19 protein-coding genes, 1 pseudogene and 1 riboswitch are annotated in these 25,830 nt (G+C 69.8%); of the genes and pseudogenes, 5 read left to right on the forward strand and 15 right to left on the reverse strand.

The annotated features are described in order from the left end of the window. The 7 genes from OHA61_RS09050 to OHA61_RS09080 all read right to left on the reverse strand — a co-directional run bounded on the left by OHA61_RS09050 (position 1) and on the right by OHA61_RS09080 (position 7,834). The gene (locus tag OHA61_RS09050) at positions 1-273 is read right to left on the reverse strand and encodes an acyl carrier protein (protein ID WP_406302606.1); all 273 of its coding nucleotides are present in this window, start codon (positions 271-273) and stop codon (positions 1-3) included. Continuing rightward, positions 274-1,860: an amino acid adenylation domain-containing protein gene (locus OHA61_RS09055; RefSeq protein ID WP_406302607.1), complete on the reverse strand. Its 1,587-nt coding sequence runs from the start codon at positions 1,858-1,860 to the stop codon at positions 274-276. Continuing rightward, the gene (locus OHA61_RS09060) at positions 1,857-3,158 is read right to left on the reverse strand and encodes a condensation domain-containing protein (RefSeq protein ID WP_406302608.1); all 1,302 of its coding nucleotides are present in this window, start codon (positions 3,156-3,158) and stop codon (positions 1,857-1,859) included. Before OHA61_RS09060 ends, OHA61_RS09055 begins: the two co-directional genes overlap by 4 nt. Positions 3,159-3,277: 119 nt before the next feature. Continuing rightward, on the reverse strand, positions 3,278-4,429 hold the full coding sequence (locus tag OHA61_RS09065; protein WP_406302609.1) for a TauD/TfdA family dioxygenase: 1,152 nt from the start codon (positions 4,427-4,429) through the stop codon (positions 3,278-3,280). 8 nt (positions 4,430-4,437) lie between these two features. Further along, positions 4,438-5,403, reverse strand: coding sequence for a fumarylacetoacetate hydrolase family protein (locus tag OHA61_RS09070; RefSeq protein ID WP_406302610.1), 966 nt, complete (start codon positions 5,401-5,403; stop codon positions 4,438-4,440). A gap of 11 nt (positions 5,404-5,414) precedes the next feature. Then, entirely contained in the window at positions 5,415-6,746 is a 1,332-nt protein-coding gene (locus tag OHA61_RS09075) for a hypothetical protein (RefSeq protein WP_406302611.1), read from the reverse strand. Further along, positions 6,698-7,834, reverse strand: coding sequence for a pyridoxal phosphate-dependent aminotransferase (locus OHA61_RS09080; RefSeq protein WP_406302612.1), 1,137 nt, complete (start codon positions 7,832-7,834; stop codon positions 6,698-6,700). The genes OHA61_RS09075 and OHA61_RS09080 overlap by 49 nt, the downstream gene beginning before the upstream one ends. A 476-nt stretch (positions 7,835-8,310) precedes the next feature. Between OHA61_RS09080 and OHA61_RS09085 the strand changes: the two genes are divergently transcribed. From OHA61_RS09085 to OHA61_RS09100, 4 genes and pseudogenes are all read left to right on the forward strand, one after another. Beyond that, complete coding sequence (locus tag OHA61_RS09085; protein WP_406302613.1) at positions 8,311-10,173, forward strand: non-ribosomal peptide synthetase; 1,863 nt, start codon at positions 8,311-8,313, stop codon at positions 10,171-10,173. Continuing rightward, complete coding sequence (locus OHA61_RS09090; RefSeq protein ID WP_406302614.1) at positions 10,170-13,187, forward strand: condensation domain-containing protein; 3,018 nt, start codon at positions 10,170-10,172, stop codon at positions 13,185-13,187. The genes OHA61_RS09085 and OHA61_RS09090 overlap by 4 nt, the downstream gene beginning before the upstream one ends. Then, positions 13,184-14,524 (forward strand): MFS transporter, encoded by a 1,341-nt coding sequence (locus OHA61_RS09095; RefSeq protein WP_406302615.1) that lies wholly within the window; start codon positions 13,184-13,186, stop codon positions 14,522-14,524. The genes OHA61_RS09090 and OHA61_RS09095 overlap by 4 nt, the downstream gene beginning before the upstream one ends. Positions 14,525-14,668: 144 nt before the next feature. Further along, a pseudogene (locus tag OHA61_RS09100) lies at positions 14,669-14,992 on the forward strand (VOC family protein); the annotation flags it as partial. A gap of 5 nt (positions 14,993-14,997) precedes the next feature. Here the strand turns inward: OHA61_RS09100 and OHA61_RS09105 are convergent. Genes OHA61_RS09105 through OHA61_RS09120 form a run of 4 tightly spaced genes read right to left on the reverse strand, consistent with a single transcriptional unit; the run spans position 14,998 to position 20,399 of the window. Then, on the reverse strand, positions 14,998-15,645 hold the full coding sequence (locus OHA61_RS09105; protein WP_324975023.1) for a thymidine kinase: 648 nt from the start codon (positions 15,643-15,645) through the stop codon (positions 14,998-15,000). Positions 15,646-15,686: 41 nt separating this feature from the next. Beyond that, complete coding sequence (locus OHA61_RS09110) at positions 15,687-16,892, reverse strand: nucleotide pyrophosphatase/phosphodiesterase family protein (RefSeq protein WP_361909153.1); 1,206 nt, start codon at positions 16,890-16,892, stop codon at positions 15,687-15,689. Continuing rightward, positions 16,892-17,476, reverse strand: a complete 585-nt coding sequence (locus OHA61_RS09115; RefSeq protein ID WP_361909150.1) for a DUF5998 family protein — start codon at positions 17,474-17,476, stop codon at positions 16,892-16,894. The genes OHA61_RS09110 and OHA61_RS09115 overlap by 1 nt, the downstream gene beginning before the upstream one ends. A gap of 37 nt (positions 17,477-17,513) precedes the next feature. Then, positions 17,514-20,399 carry a GNAT family N-acetyltransferase gene (locus tag OHA61_RS09120; protein WP_406302616.1) on the reverse strand — a complete coding sequence of 962 codons (2,886 nt, stop codon included), beginning with the start codon at positions 20,397-20,399 and terminating at the stop codon, positions 17,514-17,516. Positions 20,400-20,505: 106 nt separating this feature from the next. Here OHA61_RS09120 and OHA61_RS09125 point away from each other — a divergent pair, with 106 nt between their 5' ends. After that, the gene (locus tag OHA61_RS09125) at positions 20,506-20,787 is read left to right on the forward strand and encodes an HPr family phosphocarrier protein (RefSeq protein ID WP_406302617.1); all 282 of its coding nucleotides are present in this window, start codon (positions 20,506-20,508) and stop codon (positions 20,785-20,787) included. Between the two features lie 170 nt (positions 20,788-20,957). On the opposite strand, the gene OHA61_RS09130 is transcribed toward OHA61_RS09125, so the two are convergent. The 4 genes from OHA61_RS09130 to OHA61_RS09145 all read right to left on the reverse strand — a co-directional run bounded on the left by OHA61_RS09130 (position 20,958) and on the right by OHA61_RS09145 (position 25,741). Next, positions 20,958-21,635: a GntR family transcriptional regulator gene (locus OHA61_RS09130; RefSeq protein WP_389370063.1), complete on the reverse strand. Its 678-nt coding sequence runs from the start codon at positions 21,633-21,635 to the stop codon at positions 20,958-20,960. 199 nt (positions 21,636-21,834) lie between these two features. Further along, positions 21,835-22,605, reverse strand: coding sequence for a M23 family metallopeptidase (locus tag OHA61_RS09135; protein WP_406302618.1), 771 nt, complete (start codon positions 22,603-22,605; stop codon positions 21,835-21,837). 12 nt (positions 22,606-22,617) lie between these two features. Next, positions 22,618-22,783: riboswitch (cyclic di-AMP (ydaO/yuaA leader) on the reverse strand. A 229-nt stretch (positions 22,784-23,012) separates the two neighbouring features. Further along, positions 23,013-24,401, reverse strand: coding sequence for a M16 family metallopeptidase (locus tag OHA61_RS09140; RefSeq protein ID WP_406302619.1), 1,389 nt, complete (start codon positions 24,399-24,401; stop codon positions 23,013-23,015). Next, positions 24,398-25,741 carry a M16 family metallopeptidase gene (locus OHA61_RS09145; RefSeq protein WP_406302620.1) on the reverse strand — a complete coding sequence of 448 codons (1,344 nt, stop codon included), beginning with the start codon at positions 25,739-25,741 and terminating at the stop codon, positions 24,398-24,400. The genes OHA61_RS09140 and OHA61_RS09145 overlap by 4 nt, the downstream gene beginning before the upstream one ends. Positions 25,742-25,830: the final 89 nt, after the last annotated feature.

A 25,830-nucleotide genomic window follows, 5' to 3' on the forward strand; every position in this document is an offset into this window, starting at 1 on the left:
TTACGCCGTCACCCCTGTGTCCGACAGCGTGCCCGCCACCGCTTCACAGAACGCGCTGAAGCCGGCGTCCATGAAGAGCAGGTCCACCGGCACCTCCGCCTGGAACTCGTCGCTGATCGCCGCGGAGAGTTCGACCGCCAGGAGCGAGTCGCCGCCATCGGAGAAGAAGTGGGACGAGTCGTTGATCTCGCCTTCCTCGATTTCGAGAATGTCTGCCCAGTGGCTGCGCACGGTCGCCCGCACGTGGTCGCGGGTGATGATGTGGTGGGTCATCTAGATGGCCTTTCCGGTGTGGGTCGCACGGAGCGAAGTGATGTGCTCGGCAAGGGCATGCCGGTCGACCTTGCCGTTGTCGGTGAGCGGGAAGCTCTCCATGTGAAGGAACCGGCGCGGAATCATGTAGGCGGGAAGGCTACGGGACAGTTCGCTGCGCAGCTCACGGGCATCTCTGGCCGCTCCAACGAAGCACGCGGCGAGTTCCAGGCTGCCGGCCCGGCCCGGGACCGCGAAGACCGCGGCGTCCAGGACGTTCGCGTGAAGCCGCAGTGCTCCCTCGATCTCCGGTAGCTCGACCCGGAAGCCGCGGATCTTGACCTGCGCGTCGAGTCGACCGAGATGGACGAGCGCACCGCTGGGGTCTCGGCGGACGAGGTCCCCGGTGCGGTACCAGTTGTCGATGGCCGGAGGGTGTGCGTCGGTCACCGTCTCGAACCGCCCACCGGTCTGGGTGAGGAAGCGGCCGGCGTTGTCACCCCGATCGAGGTAGCCCGCAAATCGCTGTGGTCCTCGCACGCATAGTTCACCCTCGTCCGCGGTCTCACCGTCCGCGACGACGACGGCTTCGAGGTGCTCGTAAACCTGTCCGATGGGGATCGTCCGGTTGGCGGTCCTGGGCCAGTCGGTGATGTCGTCGGCCAGTCGGTAGGCGCTGACCGCGACCGTCAGTTCCGTGGGGCCGTAGAAGTTCTCGACCGCACCCGAGGAGGCCGCGTGCTTCCACGCCTCCGCCTGCTCGTATGTCAGCTGCTCGCCGATGAACAGGCTGAGCCGGAGCGACGGCATGCAGTCGGGGGCGAGTTCACCGAGTCCCATGGCCGCGGAAACGACCGACGGCACCGACGTCCAGTGCGTGATGGCTCGCTCGGTGACCCACCGGGCAGGGTGCATCATGTCCATCGCGCCGGGTGCCACCAGCGTCGCGCCGGAGCCCCAGGCGACGAACAGGTCGTATACGGAGACGTCGAAGGAGAGGTCGAAGGTCTGGGTCATCCGGTCGCCGGGACCGACGCCGTACCGGGCGATGTTGTACTCGACGAAACTCAGCGCATTGGCGTGGGAGACGGGCACACCCTTGGGGCGGCCGGTGCTCCCCGAGGTGAACAGCACATAGGCCGGTCGGTCGGGGCCGCCACGAGACACCCGGGGGCCGGACGGCCCGTGCAGCTCGGCGTCGACGCCGAGCTCGGGGATCTCCAGGACCGTGAGGGCGTCCTGCTCCGCCAGTTCACCGACCGCACCATCGGCACTGTCGGTCAGCACGAGTTCGAGGCCGGCCGCATCGGCGATGAGCCTCAGCCGGTCCGGCGGGACGGAGTTGTTCATGGGCACGACCGTCGCCCCCAGCCGCAGAATCGCGAGATAGGCGACATAGGAACGCGCGCTCTTCGCGCCCACGAGTCCGATGCGCTCCGGGATCTCGCCATGCTTCGTCTCGACAAAGCGGCAGACACGCTCGGCCTGGGCGACCAGAGACGCATAGGTGAGCGTGTCGCCGTCGGCCGTCTCCAGGGCCACCGCCTGCGGATTCCGGCAGGCCGTCGCTTCCACCACCTCATGCAGGCGCGGTGCCGTCGCAGTCATGCCGGGCTCCCGGTCATCAGTCGGTCGAGCTGGTCGGTGAAGGCCCCGGCGAGGGAGCGAATCCAGCCGGGATCGAGGGCCATGGGGTTGTAGACGGCGTGCAGGGTCAGCTCTTGGGCGTTACGTTCGACCGCCACGTTCAGCAGGTCCTTGATCGCGGAGGGCTCGGTCGGCACGGGCCGTACGACGCAGCCCGGTATATGCAGGAGCTCGCCGACGCCGTCGACCAGCTGGAAGGCCACCGCGTTGGACGGGTTCGGCGTGTACTGCTGGCGAAGGACACCGGCCTCGTTCACGGCGTCCAGGGAGACCACGGCGTTGGCGTAGGTCTGCATCGCCACCGCGTGTGTGGCCCGCACGTGGGCCGTTGCGTCCTGGACCCCGGAACCGTGGATCCGCAGGGCCATGTTGTTGGAGAACCTGCCGACGCCGTGCCGCAGCGCGGAGGACCGCCGGTTGGCGTAGCCGCACTGGAAGACCTGGTCCTTGCAGCCGGTGAGCCGGGACAGCGCGGCGGAGAAGGCCGATAGCAGGACTACGTATGGCGTGGTGCCCAACTGCGCAGCGCACGGGGGCAGTTCAGCGGCTGCGGAGCCACCGATTGGCTGCACGAATTCCGCCGCGGTCATCGACGGGGTAGCCCGCACCGGGAGATGCGTGGAGGTGGGTGCGTCGTCGAGCTGGCGCTGCCAGAAGTCGAAGTTGCGGGCGAAGCCCCCGTCCGCCAGCCGGCCGTCGAACCACGTGGCGTAGTCGGCGAACTGCACTGCAAGATGAGGCAGTTCGGAACACCGGTGCTCGGTCTGCGCCGTGATGAGTTCGCTCAGGTCACGCACCGCGACACCAAGGCTGAGCTGGTCGGAGACGATGTGGTGCGCAACGAGGGCCAGGGTGCGCCCGCCATCGTCGCCGATGAGCAGGCCCACACGGAAGGGTGCCTCGGCGGAAAGATCGAAGGGGCGCCCGACGAAGTCCGCGAGCCAGGACTTCGCGGTTCCGGCCATCTGCTCTGTGCGGACCTCCAGCCGCGGGCTGCTGGACCAGGAGGCCGGCGCGATTGCCTGGACGAGAGTTCCCCCGGAATCGTCGAACCGGGTACGGAGAGCCTCGTGACGCTCCACCAGCCGGTCCACCGCCGCGGCCAGAATGCTGTCGTCCGCCGGGCCCTCGATGGCGAACACCGCTGAGAGGTGGAGGAAGGAGCTGTCCGCTCTGGCGTGGTGGGCGTTCCAGTCGCGGCGCTGGGCGGGTGTGGTCGGCGCGTGCGATATGTCCAGGCGCCTGCTGATGTGGCTCATTCGGGCTCCGTGTTGCTCATGGCATGGGCGAGACCTGCCTTGGCCTGGGCAGACCCGGCCGCTCGGCCCGGCGCGACAGAGCGCGGGCGGCGCGGGCGGGCCCAGGCCACGGACAGCCGCTAGGACAGGACGCTTCGCGGGGCGTTGACCTTCTCGCCGAGGGACACGCCCCGAGCGAAGAACTCGTCCCGCATGACCTGGCACTGCCGGATGTGCCGCTCACCGGTGTAGCCGGTCCGCGCGTGCAGCACCCGCAGGTTGTCGAAGAGCAGCGCGTCTCCGGGCTGCATCAGGTACTCGATCATGTTGGCCGGGTCGTAGGCGATGCGGAACGCCGTCCGCAGGGCCGCGTAGGTGGGAGCCATGAGCTCTTCGTCGACGCAGATCGCGGTCATCGTCCGCTCGTTGAGCCTGACCTCGATGATCTCGCCGTCGTGGTCCAACACGATCGCGGGGAGGTCGGACGTGATGATCTGGTCCTCGGTCCGGCGCTCGTGGCGGACCGGGACGCGGGTGAGGAGCTCGAAGGCGTCGGGGTGCTGTTCCTTGAGCTGCGTGGCGACTGAGAAGGCGTCGACAAGCTGGGAGACGCCTCCGTTGGTGCTGGCCTTGAGGCAGTGGAACATGTTGATGCCCGTGGGGACGCGGCGGTAGGCCTCGTCCGTGTGCGGGAGCAGCGTGCCGGCGAGGTCGGCGAGGATCACCGGGTTGGGCCGGGTGATCAGGTCGAAGAATTTGCCGTAGTGGGTCTCCCGCAGGTAGCCCACCTCTTCCGCCAGCTTCTCGATGCCGTCGTGGCCGGTGCCGAGGCCACGTACGAGCACGAACCCGACCTCGGAGACGCTCGCGTGTAGACGGTGCCGTTCGGCGTCATCGCTGAGGACACGGTCCCACTCCACGGCGGGCCACTCGCTCAGGCTGCCGTCCCACATGGTCCTGACGGGATTGTGGCTCTCAAGTACCGACCTGGGGCTGTAGGCGTGCGCTCGAAGCCAGGCCGGGTCGAAGTCGGACACGTGCGTGTCCGCGCCGGGCCACACGATCCGCAGCGCCGCGCCATCGACAGACGCCGTGACTGGAGCGATGTCATCGGGAATGTCGAGGAGCCGCTGGAGCCGACTGCCCCGGTCGTGGGGACCGCACGCCTCGCAGGCGCAGTTGTCCCGCAGCCACAGGCCGTGGAACCTGCTCTGCTGGTCGTCGCCCCAGGTGACCGTGACCATCGTGTCGTCTACGGAAACCGAGCGGATCTCGGCAGTGTTGTTGGGCATGTTGAGTCCTAGTTGGTTCGGACGGACAACGGAACGGAACGATCGCGCTCCGTCAAATGGCCGGCGATGACCGGGTTCTCCAGTTCGCCGACGCTTTCGACCTCCACCCGGATCACGTCCTGGGCGGTGAGGAACACCGGCGGGTCGACTTCGCCGAGGTCCGACGGGGTACCGGTGAGCACGACGTCGCCCACTTCGAGCGATACCAGCATCGAGATCCGGCTGATGATCTCCTGGACGGAGAAGACCATGGAGCCGGTGTTGCCCTCCTGGATGACCTGGCCGTTCAGCAGGGTGCGCACCCGGAGGTTGTTGACGTCGGCGATCTCGTCGCGTGTCACCAGGGCGGGCCCCAGCGGGCCGAAGGTCTCCAGCATCTTCCCGCTCGTCCACTGGGAGGTCTGGAACTCCAGGTTGCGGGCGCTGATGTCGTTGGCGCAGGCGAATCCGGCGATGTGGTCGTCTGCCTCGGCCACGCTGATGCGTGATGCCCGCCGACCGATGATGACGGCGAGTTCCCCTTCGGGTACCGCCTGATCGGTGTTGGGAGGAATGACGACCGCCTGGCCGTGCCCGCGCAGCGCGGAGGAGGTCTTGTGGAACAGGGTCGGGTGGTCCGGTACGGGTTCGCCGAGCTGTTCCAGGAAGCTGCGGTAGTTCATGCCCACGCCGATGACCTTGGTGGGGCGCAGGACGGGAGGCAGCAGCTCGATGGCGTCCGGTGCGTGCAGGACACCGTCGGGTACGGCGGAGGCCGCGCAGTGGTCCTGGAACCAGGCCACGGCGGCAGCGATGTCGTCGAGTGCCCCGGCCAGCAGCACGTCTTCCACGGAGCGGAAGGCATCCTTGCGGACGGCTGCGGCCGGTTGGGACTTCAGCGCCAGGATGGCGTCGATGTCTGCGACGGCGCCGTCCACGAGTACCGCGGCGGACGAGGAGTCCTGCCGGGTGGCGTTCTTCTGACGATAGGTCACTAGTCGCACGGTCAGTTCCGTCCGGTTCGGCTCGAAGGCACAGCTGTCCGTCCGAGGCTGTCGGCCCGCTCCGGCGCCGCAGTGGGGAGAAGGGCCCCCAGGACGTCGTCGCGGGTGCGCAGGGTGCTGTTGTGGGTCTTGCAGTAGCGCAACAATGCGTCGATGTCGTCGTCCGTCCCGGGCAGGGACAGTTCGGCGAGAACGGCGCTCACAGCGGGCCGGCTGCTGTTGGGGCCCAGGAGCAGTTCCTGTGTCCTGCCGAGCCGGACGGCGCTGACTGCGGAGTAGACCACGTCCTCGAAGTCCGCGCCGAGGGCCCGCGCCTTGAGCACGGCCGTGGCGTGGGTACCCGTGGACGTGCTGAACGCGTCGGCGCCAACGACGGGCAGATGCGAGGGGATCGGGACGCGGGTGGCGGCGGAGACCGACGCGCACATCTCAACGAGTCTGCTCACGTCGTACTGGGTGTTGCCGGCGTCGGCGAGGACGACGAGCAGCTGTTCCAGAGCCAGATTGCCGGTCCGTTCCCCGAGGCCGGTGAAGGTTCCGCTGATCAGGTCGGCACCGGCCTCGATGGCGGCCAGGGAGTTGGCCAGGGCGAGGCCCTTGTCGTTGTGCCCGTGCCAGGCGAGTTCGGCCTCGGCGCCGGACCGCTCGATCAGCTCGGCGACGAAGCGCGTGTGCGCTGCGGCACCGGCCGGCAGGCAGTCGCCGGCGGTGTCGTTGAGGACGATGCAGCGGGCTCCGACATCGAGGGCGGCCTTCACACAGTCGGCCAGGACGTCGGGAGGCGTACGCGTGGAGTCCTCGAAGGCGATCCGGAAGTCGAGGTCCTCGGCTGCGGCGAGGCGGGCGACATCCGCCAGCCGGCCAAGCATGTCCGGCACCGACCAGTGCTCGACACGGGCCCGGATCGGGCTGGTGCTCAGGTACAGGTCGGCCACGATCCGTACTGATGTCCGCTGCTGGATGTCGAGGAGCGGCCCCAGATCCGTCGGCACCGCGCGGGCCATCAGCGCCGGCGTCTGCCGCAGCTTGCGGTCACCTATGTGGGCGACGAGCTCGGCACACTGCTCGCGCTCGGAGTCGGAGGTGACGGGAAAGCCGAGGAAGGTCACCTGGACTCCGACCTCATCGCTCAACTCGAGCATCCGCTTACGCTGTTCGATATCCGGCCGGTGGACACGCACGTTCTGCAGGGCCTCGCGCACGTCGTCCTCGACCCGGGCTTCACGCAAGCGCGTGCGGCCATCAGGGTTCCAGGAGTGCAGCCAATGGCCGGCGGATCGCTCGTTCACGAGGCGGCGGGCACGGCAAGGCGCTGGAGGGCCTCGGACAGACACGCGGCGGCCTGCTTGAACATCTTCGGGTCACGCATCAGAGCGACCCGCAGGTAGGTGTCTCCCAAGGCCTGGTCGGTCCAGAAGAACTGGTTGCCCGGCAGGACGTACACGCCCTCCTTTCCGAGCAGTTCGGTCAGGGTGACGGCCGGGATGTCCGCGTTGATCTTCAGCCAGGAGACGCTCATGTACGGGCGCTCGACCGGCTGCAGGAAGGTGGGCGCCAGCTCGACGTAGAGCGTGGCGCGGTTCTCGGCGGCCACGGCTCGGAAGTGTCCACGGTTGTCGGCGATGGACAGGTTCAGGAAGTCCGTCATCAGCCCGATGGCGAAGGGCGACACATGGAGCAGGAAGTCCGAGTTGATGTGGGCGATCGGGTCGATCAGACGGTCGGACACGGAGATGAAGGGCCCCTTCAGCTCCAGAGTGGGCCACGTCTTGCCCGTGTCCTCGATGACGATGCAGTCGACGTCGGCGTCGGCCAGCATCGCGTACTGGTCGTACACCTCGCCGTCCGGGAGGTAGAACCGGAAGCAGGCGTCGAGGATGAGCGTCTTGTTCTGCCGGGCGCAGAAGTCGACGATCCGGGCGAAGTTCTCCTTGCCGGCCGTAGCGCCCGTGGGGTTGTTCGGGCTGACGATGAACAGGACGTCGGTCGTCATCTGCGCCAGGAAGGCGTCCAGCACCTCCCCTTCGGCCTCCAGGAGGTCGTCCGGGAAGGGGCTCAGCGGAATCTGGTGGCGCTTGAGGATGTCCTTGAGGTTGTCGAAGCACGGCTCTATGAGCGTGGCCGACAGGTTATTCAGGCGTAGATAGTTGGCAATTATCTCGATGCCACCGGAGGCGGTGAAGCACGGAAATCGCTCAAAATGGGACGTGTTCAACATCTGCTGGGCGAGCGAGAAGAACGTCTCGAAGTAGGTGGATTCGATCGCGCTCTGCTGACGCCGGTCGAGCTGACGGAACATGGCTGGAGTGGTGTCCAGAATGGCCTGTTCCGCGGCGTTCCACTTCCGATAGGCGTGACCGTCGGCGAGGTTGAACTCATCAGAAAGGACAGAGACCTGACGTTCCGTCAGATTGCGCGACAAGGAAACCCTCCGGGGATGAAGAACATGGCATTGGCGTGGGGCGGCCGGCGATGGGGTGCCAAAGTGAGGCGGGCTCGAAACCGCCCCGAGAGTACGACGATCGAGAGTTGCGGAGAAGCCCCCCGTTCGGACGCCGGGGGAATTGGCGCCTGAGCATCCATCGGGCAGGCCATTCAGGCTGGGCGACACGGTGATCATACAGCCGGTCTCACAATATGGTCCAGGGAGTATGGCGAAGAGCACAATCCGGTTGGATCCACGCCGTTGTGGGTTCCTCCAGCCAACTCGCTTAGCATGGAGCCCAGTTACCCCCACCCAAACGCCTCAGGATGTTCGGAACCGGGCAATCAGCCCTGTCCGCCTTGACTTTGAGGGCGTCTGACGCGTCTTATGGCAGTGCTGGATCATGATCGCCAGACTGCATCGATTTGTGTGATCCCACAAGGACAACTCGTCGTCGTGCTGAGGAAATAGGTATGCCCAATCTTTGGTCAACTCCGACTGGCCAAGAACGCCCTGGCGTGCACGATCTGATAGCCCGTTGGGTGGAGCGCCATCCAACGGCCTGCGCCGTCAGCGAGGCCGCACACGAGAATTCTCTAACGTACGCCGAACTATGGGACCGCGCAGGAAGGTTGGCCGGTGAGCTCGCCGTCAGAGGTACCCGGCCGGGGGATCTCGTGGCCACCGCCGCAGCTCCCTCCATTGACCTCGTTGTCGCATTTCTCGGGATTCTCCGAGCGGGAGCCGCCTATGTCCCGCTCGATCCGCACGCCCCCCGGGAACGCATCGCCACCGTGCTCGCCGAATCGCGTGCGTCCTTGGTCGTGGTCGGCTCCGATTTCGGTGGGCAAGCAGGCACCGGGGACTGGCTCACCCGCCTTCCCGGGCACGTGCCGACACTGACCGTGCCACAGGCCGCTTCCGGGGACGGACATCCCGCCTTCACATACGTCCCGCGGGACTGGGATGACGCCGCCTATGTGTGCTTCACCTCCGGATCGACGGGCCGGCCCAAGGGAGTCGTCGTACCCCACCGGGCCGTCGCGCGGCTCGTACTCGAAGCGGAGTACTGCCCGATCGGGCCCGGCGACCGGGTCGCCAGTCTCGCGAACCCTGCTTTCGACGCGACTACCTTCGAGGTGTGGAGCACGCTGGCCGCGGGAGCCACGGTCGTCGTACTGCCCACTCCGGCCGAAATGCCCGTCGACGACTGGATCGCGCAGCTGTCGGACCAGTCGATCACCACGATGTTCCTCACCACCTCCTTGTTCCACACGCTGGCCAGAGAGCGCCCCAGCGCCTTCGCCACCCTGAAGAACCTCGTGGTCGGCGGCGAACAGCTCGACATGGGCGCCGTCCGCCGTATTCTCGCCGCCGACCCGCCCAGCCGGCTGGTCAACGGATACGGCCCGACGGAGACGACCACCTTCGCCGCCTCGTACACCTGCACGCCGGACAGCCTGCGCGGCCTGGAACGCGTGCCAATCGGATTCGCCCTGCAGCGCACCACGCTCCAGGTACTCGACGAGGAGCTGGGGCCGGTCCCGCCCGGCACCATAGGTGAACTGTGCATCGGCGGGCCCGGAGTCGCCGTGGGCTACCTCGGGCAGCCCGAGCTGACCGAGGAGCGGTTCGTCACCGACCCGCGGTCCGGCGAGACGGTCTACCGGACCGGCGACCTGGTCCGCGAACTGCCGTGCGGCGCGCTGGAGGTACTCGGCCGCCGGGACCGGCAGGTCAAGGTCCGCGGCTTTCGGATCGAGCTGGAGGAGATCGAACAGGCCGCGCAGGCCACCGGACGTGCCGAGGCCGCCTTCGTGGAGAAAGTGGGCGAGGGCCCGTCCGCCGCGCTCGTCGGATTCGTCCTGCCCGCAGCCGGCACCGATGCCGAAGCGGGCGAACTCGGCACCGAACTACGTACGTTGCTGGCGGACCGCCTACCTTCCTACATGATTCCGACCCGCTGGACCGTGCTCGACCAGGTCCCGCTCGGGCCCACCGGCAAGGCCGACCGCAAAGCCATGCTCGCGGCTCTGTCCGTGCCACCACCGCCACCGCCACCCGCGGCGGCGGCCGGCCCGGCGAGTGAAACAACGGGCGACTCGGCAGCCTTTGCGCTGGTCGGCCCGGTCGTCGCCGATGTCCTCGGACTGACCGAGGTGTCCGCCAAGGACAACTTCATCGATCTCGGAGGAAACTCCATTCTCGCGGTGCAGGTCGTCTCGCGCATCGCCGAACGGCTGAAAGCGGCCGCCGACGCGGCCGAGCTGCTCCTGGCCGACACTCTGGGCGAGTTCGCCGGCACTGTGCCCGTGCGCGAGGTGACTGCATCGTGACGAGCGTGCCCGCCTCCCCCACGACCGAGCTGACCAGGACCGGGCTGACGGTCGCCCCGCTGTCCCTGGCGCAGGAACGGCTCTGGCTGATCGACGCCACCGCCCCGGGGTCGCCGACCTATCACGTGCCGCTCCTGATGCGCTGGTCGGAACGCGTCGACGTCACCGCGCTGCGGACCGCACTCGACGCAATCACCGCACGCCATGAAGTCCTGCGCACCACGTACCGTCTGGACGGCGAGCGCGTGGTCCAGGTCGTCGGGAACAGGGGCCGGGCCGACATCGAGGTAGTCCACGGTACGGACCGCTGGGCGGATGTCCGGCAGGACGCTCTGCGTAGAGCACGCACGCCGCTGGATCTCGCCACCAAGCCGCCCCTGCGCTGCGTCGTGTGGCCCGGCGCCCAGGGCTGCAGCGCGGTCCTGCTCGTGATCCACCACATCGCGGTGGACGGCTGGTCCCTGGCAGCGCTCTTCGAGGAGCTGGCCGAGTCCTACCAGGCCGCGCTGGACGGCCGCACGCCCGAACTGCCGCCGTTGCCCGTCCAGTACGCCGACTACGCGGTGTGGGACCGCGAGGCGCTCGGCGGCTCCGCGCTGGAGACGCCGCTCGCCGACCGGGCGGACGCCCTGCTCGCGGTACCCGCGCCGCTGCGCCTCGGCGGCGCGCGGCGCACCACGGGCCCCCTTTTGGAGGGGGACCGCCCCGGCAGTCATCTCACCTTCCAGATCGACGCGGAGACCGTGTCGGCTGCCGAGCAGCTCGCCAAGCAGTCCCGGGCGACCCCATTCGTCGTGTTCCTCGCCGCTTATGCCGAAACCCTGCGCCGCTATGCGGGACAGCGGGAGTTCGTGGTCGGCACCGTGACGGCGAACCGCCCCCATCCGGCCCTAGAGCGGCTGATCGGGTTCTTCGTCAACACGGTGCCCCTGCACTGCAAGACCGACGGCGGACAGACGTTCCGTGAGCTGCTGCGCAGCACCCGGGCCGAGGCGTTCGCCACTCTGACCCACCAGCGGCTGCCGTTCGACCGGCTCACCGCGGTCGCAGCGGCACGCAGCGGGCGTGGCCACCAGACCCTGGTCGACGCGGGATTCGCGTTCCAGAACATGCCCGCGCCAGCGCTGCCGGAGCCCGTGCGGTGGGCACCTCCGGAACTGCTGCCGACGGGCACCGCGAAGTTTGACGTCCTTCTCACCATCGAAGCCGCCGGGCAGGGCGCGCTTGGCACGCTCGAAGTGGCCACCGACCGGTACCCGGCGGAGCTGGGCGAGCGATTCGCCGAGGACTTCCTTGCCGTGCTGCGGCAGGCGATCGCCGACCCGGACCGCATGCTCTCCTCGCTGCCCGTGCCCCATGGGCCCCTGGCATCGCCGGAACGGGAGTCCTTCGACGGCGACGGGCAGGTGCCGGCCGCGGATACCGGAGCTGCAGACGACCCCCGTCTTCAGCAGGCGGCCGCCCTGTTCCGCGCTGCGCTGTCCGAAGTGAGCGGTACGGCGGCCGGCGACCCGCGCGCCGAGGACAACTTCTTCGGGCTCGGCGGCAATTCGCTGCTGGCTGTGACCATGCTCGCCCGGGCGCAGCGGACACTGGGTCGTACGGTCCGTCCCCGGGACTTCTTCGGCAACCCGACCGTGGCGGGGCTGGCGGCCCTGCTGGCTGAGGCGCCTGCTCCTTCTCCTGCCCCTGCCACCGGAGCCGGCGGGGTCGTACCTGGACCTGACGTGCCGACGGGGCACGAGGACCAGGTGCGCGTCGCCGGGTCCGTGCAGCAGCGACTGTGGCTGCTCGATCGCATCCGGGCCCTGCGCGCTGCCTATCTGGTGCCTGCAGTGGTGGAGGTGACCGGAACGATCGACACCGAGGCACTCGCCGCGGCCCTGGACGCGGTGCTGGCCCACCACCCGGCCCTGCGGTCGCGATTCCGGCTGGACCGCAAGCGCCGGCAGGTCACGTACCGCACGGACGGACCGTCGGCCGTCACGAACGTGACGGACGCGGCCGCATGGTCGCAGGAGGCGGTTGCCGAACATGTCGCGGCGCTGTGCTGGACGCCCTTCGACCTCGCGAACGAGGCGCCTGCCCGGGCGGAGATCCTGCTGCTCGGAGACAGCTCCTGCGTGTTCGTGCTGTGCGCGCACCACATCGTCGTCGACGGGCGCTCGCAGCAGATGCTGCTGGACCAGATCGCCACCGCCTACCGCGGTGACCCGCTGCCCCCGGCGGTCCATCCCGCGACGTCCCCGGCCGCCGAGGCGGCAGTCGCGGAGCGGGTGGCCGACGCCGTGGCCGTGCTCGTCGGCGCCCCGACCGACGTGGCACTGCCGCACGACCGCCCGCGCGGCCGGACCCAGTCCATCACCGCCGCGACACTGCATCGGCGGCTCGACTCGCAAGCCACCGCCAGGTTCCGCAGAAGCGCGGCCGAGGCCGGGTGTAGCCCGTTCCTGGCCACCGTCGCGCTCACCGCCGTCAGTCTGGCCGCCAAGAGCCGTCAGCGGGACTTCGTGTTCGTGTTCCCGTGGTCGCAGCGGGAGGGCGGGTCCGCGGACGCGGCCGTGGAGATGGCGGTCAACACCGTGCCGATCCGGGTGGACCTGCGTGGTGAGCCGACCTGGCGCACCGTGCTGGAGCGGGTCGCTGCCGCGGCCGCCGTCAGCTATCGCAACGCGGACGTCCCGTTCAACGACATCGTCGCGGCGCTGCACCCGGACCGTGATCTCAGCCGCCCTGCCCTCACTCCCGTCTACGTGGCGTGGGCGGACGCCGCGGCCCGTCCACCCGACCTCGGCGTCCCGACCCGGCTGCGCCCACTTGAGACGCTCATGGCGAAATACGAGATCGAGGTGACCGCCCACGAGGCGGACGGCGAGCTTGAGTTCAGCGTGACCTACCTGACAGAGCTCTTCGATCGGGCGACCGTCGCCGCTCTGCTCGACTCGCTCGTCTCGTTGGCGGCCCGGCTTTCACTTGATCCCCGCTCCCCAGCAGACGAGGGCATTCCCCTGTGACCAGATCCGAACGCAAGGCCGGCGATGGGGCGGGCACATCGAGGTTGCCCTTCAACGCGCTTACGGAGCGATCCTTCCGGTATCTCTGGATCGGCCGCACGGCATCGGCGTTCGGCGATGCCGTCATGCCGGTCACGCTGATCTTCGCCATCCTGTCGGTCGGGGGTTCCGCCTCCGACATCGGTGTGGTCCTCGCCGTCACGACGGTCGCACGCGTCGCCCTGCTCGTGCTCGGCGGTGCGCTAGCCGACCGGCTGCCCCGGCAGATGATGCTGGTCGGCTCCGACCTCACGCTCGCCGTAGTACAGACGATCGTCGGCATTCTGCTGCTGACGGGGCACGGCAGCGTCACAGCGCTGCTGGTCGCAGCCGTCTTCTACGGCGCGGGTGCCGCCGTGTCGAAGCCGGCGATGACCGGCCTCGTACCGCAGACCGTCACGGCGGGGCGACTCCAGCAGGCCAATGCCCTGATGGGCATGTCGCTCAGTAGCGCCGGTGTCGTCGGCCCCGCGCTCGGCGGTGTGATCGCCTCCGTCGCTGAGCCGGGCATCGCCTACCTCGTCGACGCCGCCACCTTCGGGGTGAGTGTCGTCACGCTGACCCTCGTCAAGCTGCCGAAGCGCATACCCGCCAAGGGCGGCCGTCTGATCCAGGACATCGTGCACGGATGGCGCGAGATGGTCTCCAGGCCGTGGTACGTCGCCGGGCTGGCCGCGCATGCCGTATGGAACGTCGGCTACTCGATCTTCCTGGTGCTCGGGCCCGTCATCGTCACGCGGCACACCGGCAGCCCGTCGAGCTGGGGCATGGTGGCAACCTCGATGGCGTGCGGCTCCCTGGTGGGCGGTCTCTTCGTTGCCTCGTGGCGGCCCAAGCGCCCGCTCGTTGCGGGCCATCTGGCACTGCTGCTCAGCGGATTGCAGATCATCGTCCTGTTCGGCCCGTCACCGTTGCCCGTCATCGTGGCGGCTGTTGCGGTCACCGCTGCCGGGATGACGGTACTCAACGAACTGTGGGTGACATCGATGCAGCAGCTGATTCCCGAGAATGTCGTATCGCGCATCAGCTCCTACGACTGGCTCATCTCGCTCGTCGTGGCTCCACTGGGCTACGCGGCAGCCGGCCCGCTTTCCGAACACGCAGGAACTTCGGCCACGCTGTCCATCGCGTTGGCGCTGTCGACCGTCCCCGTTGCGCTGCTGCTGATGGTTCCGGGAATCCGTCGGGTACGACGCTCCAGTGACGGCATGGCCATGGCCGAAGCCACCGACGGCGCCACGCCCGGTGAACCGCAGGACCGGGTGCCGGTCGACCAGTCCGCCAGCCGAACGCTGTGACTGTGACGGCGTAGACACGGTCCAGCGGCGGCGCCGATGTGCGGGCTCAAGTGTCGGCCGGGCGCTCCCGGGCATCACTTGGCCCTGACCAGCCCGGCGTCGTACGCCGTGATCACGGCATGGATGGGGTCGCGTGCCCCGATTTCGTCGGTCGGCAAGTTCTATCAAGCGGTGTTCGGCTACGAGGTGGAGGCGGTCGTCTCGACGGACCTGGACTATGTGACGCTGCTCCTGGAGGGGCGCCCGGTGGCCTCGCTGCACGGCGTCGGCCATGCCCTGCCGCGCAACCGGGGCACGCACTGGATGACGTACTTCGAGGTGGAGGACCCCGACGAGGCCGCGGAACGGGTGGTGGGGCTCGGCGGGCATGTGGTGCAGCCACCGCGCGAGGCCTCCAGCGGCCGGCTCGCGATTGTCGCGGACCCGGAGGGCGCGGTGTTCACGATCGTACGGTCGGCCGCCCACTGACCTGACTAGGCCTCCACCGGCAGGACGTCCGGCGAGAGGGCGGCGGCACGAGCGGTGGCCGCCGTCATCCGCCGCCGGTGGTGGCGTCGGCACAGCACCTCGTAACCGATCTCGTCCGGCGACTGGTTGACGTCCCCGACGACGACCTGGGCGCCTTCGACGACCATCACCCCGCCCACCGTACGGGCGTTGTGGGTGGCCCGGGCGCCGCACCAGCACAGCGCCTCGACCTGGAGCACTTCGACCCGGTCCGCGAGCTCGACGAGCCGCTGTGAGCCCGGAAAGAGCTTGGAGCGGAAGTCGGTGGTGATACCGAAGGCGAAGACGTCCAGTTCGAGGTCGTCGACGACGCGGGCGAGCTGGTCGATCTGCTCGGGCGCGAGGAACTGCGCCTCGTCGGCGATCACGTAGTCGCAGCGCCCGCCCTGGGAGAGATGGGCGACGAGATACGCGTAGAAGTCGAAGCCCTCGGCGGCCTCGACCGCGTCGGTGACCAGGCCCAGCCGGGAGGAGAGCTTGCCCTCGCCCGCCCGGTCGTCGCGCGTGAAGATCATGCCCTGGAGCCCGCGCGTGGACCGGTTGTGCTCGATCTGAAGAGCGAGGGTGCTCTTTCCGCAGTCCATCGTTCCGGAGAAGAACACCAGCTCGGGCATGGGGAGTTGAGGACCTTTCGGGTCTGTACGGGGAGAGACGGTCAGGAGCGTACTTCGAGGAGCGGTACGAGCTGCTCGACGGGGGTCATGGAGCCGTGCATCCCGACCATCGCCGACTCGTGGGGCTCATTGACGGATGCGGTGATCACCACGTCGTCGTGGGCCGCCGCGACGACGTCGCCGATCCGCCCGTACACCCGCTCGTCGACCTTGGCGCCGAACCAGCCGGCCGCGATCGCCTCGTCCCGGCTCGCCACCCAGAACTGCTCGCCGAGCACCTCGCGCCAGACGGCGAGCACGTCGGACTCGGCTCCGGGGACGGCGTAGACATGGCGGGCCCTGCCCTCACCGCCCAGCAGGGCGACCCCGGCGCGCAGCTCCCAGTCCTCGTCGAAGTCGATGCGCGACTGCTCGTCGAAGGGAATGTCGATCATGCCGTGGTCGGCGGTGACATACAGCGCGGTGCGGGGCGGCAGTTGCTCGGCGAGGCGCTGCACCAGGCGGTCGACGTACATCAGCTGGCCGCGCCAGGCGTCGGAGTCGACACCGAAGCGATGGCCCTTGCCGTCGACTTCGCTGTAGTACGTGTAGACCAACGAACGGTCCCCCATGGCCAGTTGCTCGGCCGCGAGATCCATGCGCTCCTCGCCCGTGAGCCTGCCGAGGAAACTGCCGCCGCTGAGCGCGATCTTGGTGAGCGGGGTGTGCTCGAAGGTCGGCGAGGACACCTGGGCGGTATGGACGCCCGCCTCGTCGGCGAGCTGGAAGACGGTGGGGTACGGCTGCCAGACGCGCGGCTGTGTCCACGGCTTCCAGCGCAGCTGGTTCATCAGCTCGCCGGTGTCCGGATTGCGTGCGGTGTAGCCGGGCAGGCCGTGGGCTCCGGGCGGCAGACCCGTGCCGATGGAGGCCAGCGAGGTGGCGGTGGTGGCGGGGAAGCCGACGGTGATGGGCCGTCCCGTGCCACCGCGCGAGGTACCGAGCAGCGAGGTGAGGTAGGGCGCCTCGTCAGGGTGGTTCTTGATCTGCTCCCAGCCGAGTCCGTCGATCAGGAAGACGCAGTTCCGGTCGGCGGGGGTGAGCTCGGGGATGCTGTGGGCGAGTCCCGGTACGCCCTGGCCCGCCGCGAGCGTCGGCAGCAGATCGGCGAGCGAGCCGGTGCCGTACTCGGGGACGGGTGCCGTGTCGACTGCCAGCCGCACCGGGTCGTCGGGCCAGATCGCGGACTGGGCCGTGGAATGGGGCATCAGCGCGTGGCTGCCGTGGCTTCGGAGAGCGCCTGGGCGAAGGCCAGCGTCTGGCGGACCGCGTCCGGGCCGTCGCCGGCCTCGCTGACGCGCAGGCTCAGGTCGTCGGCGGTGGAGTTGCCGGTGTAGCCGTGGTCGGCTTCGCAGTTGGGATCGCCGCAGGCGGCGGGCTCCAGATCGATCCGGGAGACGGCGCCCCAGCCGATGGTGAGGACGACTTCGCGGGGCAGAGTGCCAGGAGCGTACGACTCGGGGTTGGCGACGACACGGCTGACCACGACCGACGAGATCCGGCCGAGCTTGACCGATTCGGTCGAGGTCGTGGCGTACGGCGTCGGGGAGCTGGAGTCGGCGGCCTGCTCGTCGGTGTGGCTGACGATGAAGCGGTTGGCCGTCAGGACGAGGACGGTGACATGGCGACGCACCTCATTGGCATCGAACGTCGTCTCCTGGTGCACCAGGTACGACGCGATCTGCTCGCCACCGACAGCGGCCTCCACCGCTTCGGCCACGAGGGCCGGGTAATAGCCGCTGCGCTCGATCGCCGCGCGCAGCCCCTGGGTCGTCGTACCGGTCTTCGCCATGCGGTCCATCCTACGGGCCCGCAGGGCCGGTGAGCGCTCAGTAGCTGGGGAGTCGGCGGGGGCCCAGGTCAGTGCGGGCGGGGGGTGGCGCGAGGCGTACGGAGGCGTCGAGCACAGAGAGGCCCCGCTGAGCGACAACGACTGGTTCGAGGCTGATCCCGACCACTTCCGGGTGGTCGTCGACCAGTCGTGACACCCGGAGCAGCAGCTCCTCCAGGGCGGGGGTGTCAACGGGCGCGGAGCCGCGCCAGCCGAAGAGGAGGGGCGCGGTCCGGATGGCCCTGATCAACTCGGCCGCGTCACGGTCGGTGGCGGGAACGAGCCGGTGCGCGGTGTCGCCGAGCAGCTCGGAGGCCGCACCGGCGAGCCCGAAGGAGAGGACCGCGCCGACGGCGGGGTCGATCGCGGCGCGGACCACGGTGTCCACCCCACGGGGTGCCATCGCCTGGACGACGGGCTGCAGCTCTTCCGGCTTGCCGAAGGTCTCGGTCAGCTCGCGGTATGCCTGGCGCAGTTGGTCCTCAGTGGCCAGATCGAGCCGTACGCCACCGAGGTCGGCGCGGTGGCGAAGGTGCGGGGCAGTGGTCTTGAGAGCCACCGGATAGCCGAGCTCCCCGGCGGCGTGAACCGCGGCATCCGGTCCCGGCGCCGGGAGGGTGGGCCGTACGTCGATGCCGTACCGGCCCAGCAGCGCGCGGGCGTCGTCCGGGGCGAGCGTGCGCGCGCGAGGGTCGTCGTGCCCCCCGAGGAGCGCCTCGATCCGGCGGGCGGCACCGGGCTCGTCGATGTCCTCGTATTCGGGGACCTTGCCGGGGTCGGCGGCGTTGCGGCGCCACTGGGCGTATTTCACGGCCTCGGAGAGCGCACGGACGGCACGCTCGGCGGCGGGGTAGGCGGGGATGCGGTAGTCGTGCGGGGCGGCCGCCGGGGCGGGGGCCCGATAGCGGGCGGCCGCGGACACGGGTGGCGCGGTCGGCGCCGGGGGGCTCGCGGGGGCGGAACGGGCTGGAGCGCCGGCGGGCGGGGCGGGAGCGGTCGTGGTGGCGGGCGCTTGCGTCGTCCGCGTGCTCGACGCCGCCGCCAGCGCCTCCGCCAGGCCGCCCATCTCCACATGGACCACCGCCACCGGCTTCGCCGGGGACGCGTCCGAGGCCTCGCGAAGGGCCGCGGCCAGGACCTCGCCGTCGCCCGACTCCGTGACGCCGTTCTCGCCGACCCACGGGATGGCCGTCACCACCACCGCGTCGCACGCGTCGTCCTTCAGCGCCTCGGCCAGAGCCGCGCGGAAGTCCGCGGGCGTCGCCGCCGTCGTCAGGTCGAGCGGCGGCTGCGGGCGCAGCCCCTCGGTCAGGCAGGCGTCGTACGTGAGGAGCCCGAGGGACTCGGAGTTGCCGAGGATCGCCACGCGCGGCCCTGCGGGCAACGGCTGGCCGGCCAGCAGCAGACCCGCGTCGACCAGTTCGGTGACGGTGTCCACGCGGATCACGCCCGCCTGGCGCAGCAGCGCGCCCACCGTGGCGTCCGGGATCCGGGTCACCGGCACCGCATGCCCCGGCGGCTCACTGCCGCTGTGGCGGGCGCCCTTGACCACGACCACCGGTTTCACCGCCGCCGTGCGCCGTGCGAGCCGGGTGAACTTGCGGGGGTTGCCGATCGATTCGAGGTACAGCAGGACGACATCGGTGTCCGGGTCCTCGTACCAGTACTGCAGAAAGTCGTTGCCCGACACATCCGCGCGGTTGCCCGACGAGATGAAGGAGGAGAGCCCCGCGCCGCGCCGGTGGAGGCCCGCCAGCAGGGCGATGCCGATCGCGCCCGACTGGGTGAACAGGCCGATGCGCCCGGGGGCCGGGGACTCGGGCGCGAGCGAGGCGTTGAGCCGGACGGCTTCCGCGGTGCTGATGATGCCGAAGGAGTTCGGGCCGATGATGCGCATGCCGTACGAGCGGGCCTGCCGGACCAGTTCGAATTGCCGCTCACGTCCCTCGGCGCCGCTCTCGGCGTATCCGGCGGTGAGGACGACCAGACCCTGGACGCCGTGCTCGCCGCAGTCGGCGACGGCTTCGGGCACCCGCTCGGCGGGGACCGCGACGACCGCGAGGTCGACCGGCTCGCCGATCTCGCCCACGGACCGGAAGGCCGGGACGCCGTCGATCTCCCGCTGATCCTCGGACAGGGCGCGGTTCACGGCGTATGTACGGCCTGCGTACCCGGCCTCCAGGAGGTTGCGCAGCACGGTGCGCCCCACGCCGCCCGGCGCGCGGCCGGCGCCGACGACGGCGACCGACCCCGGTGCGAGCAGACGCTGCACGGAGCGCGCCTCCGCCCGCTGCTCGCGGCCGCGCTGGACGGCGAGGGACTCGGCGGTCGGTTCGAGGTCGAGGGTCAGATGGACGGAGCCGTCCTCGAAGCTGCGCCTCTGGGTGTACCCGGCGTCCCGGAACACCTTGATCATCTTGTTGTTGGCGGGCAGCACCTCGGCGGCGAAGCGCCGGATGCCCCGCTCACGGGCGACCGCCGCGATGTGCTCCAGGAGGGTGGAGGCGACACCGCGCCCCTGGTGCGCGTCCTGGACGAGGAAGGCGACCTCCGCCTCGTCGGCGGGGGCACTCGCGGGGCGGCCCTCCGCGTTGATGCGGTCGTAGCGGACGGTGGCGATGAACTCGCCGCCGACCGTGACCGCCAGACCCACCCGGTCCACATAGTCGTGATGGGTGAAGTGGTGGACGTCCTTGGCCGAGAGGCGCGGGTACGGCGCGAAGAACCGGTAGTACTTCGACTCGTCGGAGACCTGTTCGTAGAAGCTGACCAGACGCTCGGCGTCCTCGGTGGTGATGGGCCTGATGTGCGCGGTACCGCCGTCACGCAGCACCACGTCCGCCTCCCAGTGATCGGGGTAGGCGTGATCCGGCTGGGTCTGCATGTGTGAAAGCGTACGGCTCACCCACCGGTCGCGGGTCGGTTCGAGAGCACGCCGCGACACATGAGAGACTGGTCTAGACAACCGTTGAGACTTGAAGGGCAACACCATGGCTGAGCGCCGCGTCAATGTCGGCTGGGCCGAGGGCCTTCACGCCCGCCCCGCTTCCATCTTCGTCCGTGCCGCCACGGCTGCCGGCGTCCCCGTGACGATCGCCAAGGCCGACGGCAACCCGGTCAACGCCGCCTCCATGCTCGCCGTGCTCGGCCTGGGCGCTCAGGGCGGCGAGGAGATCGTGCTCGCTTCCGAGGCGGACGGCGCCGAGGGGGCCCTGGACCGGCTGGCGAAGCTGGTCGCCGAGGGGCTCGAGGAGCTTCCCGAAACGGTCTGAGCGGCTGAGCAGAATGCGCCCGGCGGCACGCGGCCGCGGTATCCCGAAATGGGGAGACCGCGGCTGTACGCATTTCCCGGCCCGGCGGTCATTTCCGCGCCCGGCTGCATGAATTCGGGCAGCAGAAAAGAAGCCCGCGAATATCCTTCCCTTTGTATACGGCGCGCCTGTTAATGGCGGACGCTCGTGGTGTTTACGGCATGTTGCGAAGTCCTCACCCGCTCGGGACGGCGCAACCGGTGCGCCGATGCGGCCCGCTCCGCATGCACGGCCGTCAGCGCGCGGGCCCGCTCCACATCGCCGCGCGCCACCGCGTCCACGATCGCGCCGTGCTCCGCCCAGGAGTCCACGGGCACGGCAGGCTGTTCGACGGCGTACATCCAGGCGATCTTGTGCCGCAGCTGGGTGAGCAGCGCGATCAGTCCCGGGCTGCCGGAGGCCTGGGCGAGGGTCTCGTGGAACCAGCCGCCCAGCGAGCGCAGGTCCTCGCCCTGGCCGCGGCGTGCGCGCTCCTGGCCCAGCCTGACCAGGCCGCGCAGGACCTTCAGGTGCGCTTCCGTGCGCCGCTGCGCCGCGCGCGCGGCGCCGAGGGGCTCCAGCAGCATCCGGACCTCCAGCAGGTCGGCCGCCTCCTGCTCGGTGGGCTCGGCGACGCAGGCACCCGCATGCCGGCGGGTGGTGACGAAGCCCTCGGACTCCAGGGTGCGCAGTGCCTCGCGCACCGGGACTCGGGAGACTCCGTAGCGGCGCGCCAGCTGCTCCTCGGTGAGCCGGCTCCCGCGCTCGAATACACCGGAGACGATGTCGTCGCGGATCGCCGTGCATACCGAGTGCGCAGGAATGCGCATGACCGAACCTCCGCTTTAATCCGCGCGAAACGCAGCCGATTGACGTCTGTTCGGTGACTCTATTGCAGTGGGCCGGATTTTCCGATGGCACTCGGGAATCCATGGATATCTTTTGGCCAGGGCACCGAACGCCGAAGGCCCCGGCAGGAAGCCGGGGCCTTCTCGCTCGCAGACGCTCGGGCGCTGTTGTCCGCTGTTCTCAGACGGTGACGCCGTGCGCGCGCAGGTACGCGACCGGGTCGATGTCGGAGCCGTACTCGGGGCTGGTGCGCGCCTCGAAGTGGAGGTGCGGCCCGGTGGTGTTGCCGGTCGCGCCGGAGAGGCCTATCTGCCGGCCCGGGGTGACGCTCTGGCCCACCGCGACCGTGATCGAGGAGAGGTGGCCGTACTGCGTGTACGAGCCGTCCTTCATCTTGATCACGACGTTGTTGCCGTAGGCGCCGCCCCAGCCGGCCTCGACGACGGTGCCGGAGCCGACCGCGTGCACGGTGGTGCCGGAGGCGGCGTGGAAGTCGATGCCGGTGTGGCTGCCGGAAGACCAGACGGCGCCGCCGGTCTTGTAGCCCGTGGAGACGTACGAGCCGCTGATCGGCGCGACGAAGGAGTTGAGGCGCTTGCGCTCGGCCTCGCGGGCGGCGCGCTCCTTGGCCTCGCGGGCGGCCTTGACGCGGGCCTCGGCCTTGCGCTTGGCCTCCTGAGCCGCCTTCGCCTGGGCGATGGCCTCGGCGGCCTCCTGCTTCTGGGCGGCGGCCTGGTCGGCGATCTGGTCCGCGAGGGTGTCGGCGGTGACGACCTGAGTCAGGCCGGTGTCCTCGACGGGGGCCATGCCAGGGGTGGCGGCGAGCGCCGGGGAAGCGAGGGTTCCGATGACGCCGGTGGTGGCAAGGGCCGCAGCGCCCGCCATGTTCGCGCTCCTGCGACTCAGGCGGCTCGGGGCACGGTGCTTCCCGGTGGCACGGGTGAACGCCATGAAGTGGCTGGTCCTTTCCTTCCTTCTCGCCTACCGGGTTAGCTGACGGGTTCGGAGCAGGAAGGTCTCCTACGGGCCCCTCCGTACGGATACGAAGGCGTCCGATTCACCCCAGGGACTCAAGTGGGTCCCCGGCTCCCCAGGCTCGCGCCGGACGGGGACTCGGCGATGGCTGTCCGATGCCGCGGATGCGGCGGGCTACTGGCGAACAGCCGGACCGACGCTAGGCGCGCCGACTTTCAATCACCAAACAGACAGGCCCTTTTGTAGTGCATGCCACAGGGCAGACAGGCAGCCTCCGCAATAAACCGGACATAGCACGGAACCCCGGCATCGCTTGGATGCTGGGGTTCCGCTTGCCTGTTGCGCCGGGTTCAGCCTGAGTTGTCCAGATCGCGCGACGGCAATCAGCCGGTGACCACGGTCACTTCGCCGATGCCCAGCGCCCTGACCGGCTCCTCGATTTGCGAGGCGTCGCCGACGAGCACCGTGACCAGACGGTCCACCGGGAAAGCGCTGACGGCCGCCGCCGTCGCCTCCACGGTGCCGGTCTCGGCCAGCCGCACGTACAACTGCGCCTGGTAGTCGTCCGCGAGGAACTGCTCGACCTGGTCGGCGAGCGTGCCCGCCACGGACGCGGCCGTCTCGAACTTCAGCGGCGCGACACCCACCAGGTTCTGCACCGCGACGTCACGCTCGGCGTCGGTGAGTCCCTCGGCGGCGAGCGTGCGCAGCACCTTCCACAGGTCGTCCAGCGCCGGTCCGGTGTTGGGCGTGTCCACCGAGCCGCTGATCGCCAGCATCGCGGCGCCCGAGCCGTCGGGGGCGGACCGCAGCACCTGGCCGAAGGCCCGTACGCCGTAGGTGTAGCCCTTCTCCTCGCGCAGCACGCGGTCCAGACGCGAGGTGAGGGTGCCGCCGAGGCAGTACGTGCCGAGCACCTGCGCGGGCCAGACCCGATCGTGCCGGTCCGCGCCGACCCGGCCGATCAGCAGCTGGGTCTGCACGGCGCCCGGGCGGTCCACGATGACCACGCGGCCGGTGTCGTCCGCGGTGATCGGCGGTACGGGGCGGGGCTTGGCGCTGTCACCCGTCCAGGTGCCGAAGGTCTCGGCGAGCACGGCGTCCAGGTCGACCCCGGTGAGGTCGCCGACGATCACCGTGGTGGCCGTGGCGGGCCGCACATGCGCCTCGTAGAAGGCACGCACGGCCGCGGAGTCGATCCGGGCCACCGTCTCCTCGGTGCCCTGGCGGGGGCGCGACATACGGGCGGCGGCCGGGAAGAGCTCCTTGGAGAGCTCCTTGGCCGCGCGGCGGGCCGGGTTGGCCGTCTCGTGCGGGATCTCGTCGAGGCGGTTGCGTACCAGCCGCTCCACCTCGCTGTCGGCGAAGGCGGGCGCGCGCAGCGCCTCGGCGAGCAGGCCGAGCGCCTTGGGCAGACGGGAGACCGGGACCTCCAGGGAGACCCGGACGCCGGGGTGGTCGGCATGCGCGTCAAGGGTGGCGCCGCAGCGCTCCAGCTCGGCGGCGAACTCCTCGGCGGTGTGCTTGTCGGTGCCCTCCGACAGGGCGCGCGCCATGATCGTGGCGACACCGTCGATGCCCTCGGGCTCGGCGTCCAGCGGAGCGTCGAGGGAGAGCTCGACGGCCACCACCTGCTGGCCGGGGCGGTGGCAGCGCAGCACGGTCAGGCCGTTGTCCAGCGTGTCGCGCTCGGGGGCGGGAAACGCCCAGGGCCGGGCGACGCCCGCCGTGGGCTGCGGGTGGTACGTCATCGTCACGGCAGCGTCGCTCACTGGTCCGCCTCTTCCTCTTCGTTGCTTCCCTCGGGCGCCGAGACGGGTTCGTACACCAGCACCGCCCTGTTGTCGGGGCGCAGCCGCGCCTTGGCGACCGCCTGCACCTCCTCGGCGGTGACGTCGAGCACCCGCTGCACGGCGGTCAGCGCCAGCTGCGGGTCGCCGAACAGCACGGCGTACCGGCACAGTTCGTCGGCGCGGCCCGCGACCGTGCCGAGCCGGTCCAGCCACTCGCGCTCCAACTGGGCCTGCGCGCGCTCCATTTCCTCGGGCGTGGGACCGTCGGCGGCGAACCGCGCCAGCTCCTCGTCGACCGCGGTCTCGATCTCCGGGACCTCGACGCCGCCGGACGTCTTGACGTCCAGCCAGCCGAGCGAGGGCGCGCCGGCGAGGCGCAGCAGACCGAACCCGGCGGCGACGGCCGTCTGGTCGCGTCGCACCAGACGGTTGTGCAGCCGGGAGGACTCGCCGCCGCCGAGAACGGTGAGCGCGAGATCGGCGGCGTCGCACTCGCGCGTGCCGTCGTGCGGCAGCCGGTAGGCGGCCATCAGCGCCCGCGCCGGGACCTCCTCGCGGATCTCCTCGCGCAGCTGCTCGCCGATGACCTCGGGCAGCGATCCGTCGCGCGGCGGCTGCTTGCCGTCGTGGGAGGGGATGGAGCCGAAGTACTTCTCGATCCAGGCGAGCGTTTCCACCGGGTCGATGTCGCCGACGACCGACAGCACGGCGTTGTTCGGCGCGTAGTACGTACGGAAGAAGGCGCGGGCGTCCTCGAGGGTCGCCGCGTCCAGGTCGGCCATCGAGCCGATCGGGGTGTGGTGGTACGGGTGGCCCTCGGGGTAGGCGAGAGCCGTCAGCCGCTCGAAGGCCGTGCCGTAGGGGACGTTGTCGTAGCGCTGGCGGCGCTCGTTCTTGACGACGTCGCGCTGGTTCTCCATCGACTCGTCGTCGAGCGCGGCGAGCAGCGAGCCCATCCGGTCGGCCTCCAGCCAGAGCGCCAGCTCCAGCTGGTGGGTGGGCATGGTCTCGAAGTAGTTGGTGCGCTCGAAGCTTGTGGTGCCGTTCAGCGAGCCGCCGGCCCCCTGCACCAGCTCGAAGTGACCATTGCCCTTGACCTGCCCCGACCCCTGGAACATCAGGTGCTCGAAGAGGTGAGCCAGGCCGGTACGGCCCTTGACCTCGTGGCGCGAGCCGACGTCGTACCAGAGGCAGACCGCGGCGACCGGGGTCAGATGGTCCTCGGAGAGCACCACGCGCAAGCCGTTGGCCAGCCGGTGCTCGATCGCTGTGAGGCCGCCGGAACCGGCCTGCGCTGTGGCCGTGTGACCCATGGGCATGTACGTCCCTTCGATCGCGATGCTGTGCTTATTTGTCAGCCCTGCCACTGTATGCAAGCGCGCTCACACCTGGCGAAGTTCCCGGGTCG

The organism is Streptomyces sp. NBC_00885 (assembly GCF_045207475.1).
Taxonomy (GTDB): Bacteria; Actinomycetota; Actinomycetes; order Streptomycetales; family Streptomycetaceae; genus Streptomyces.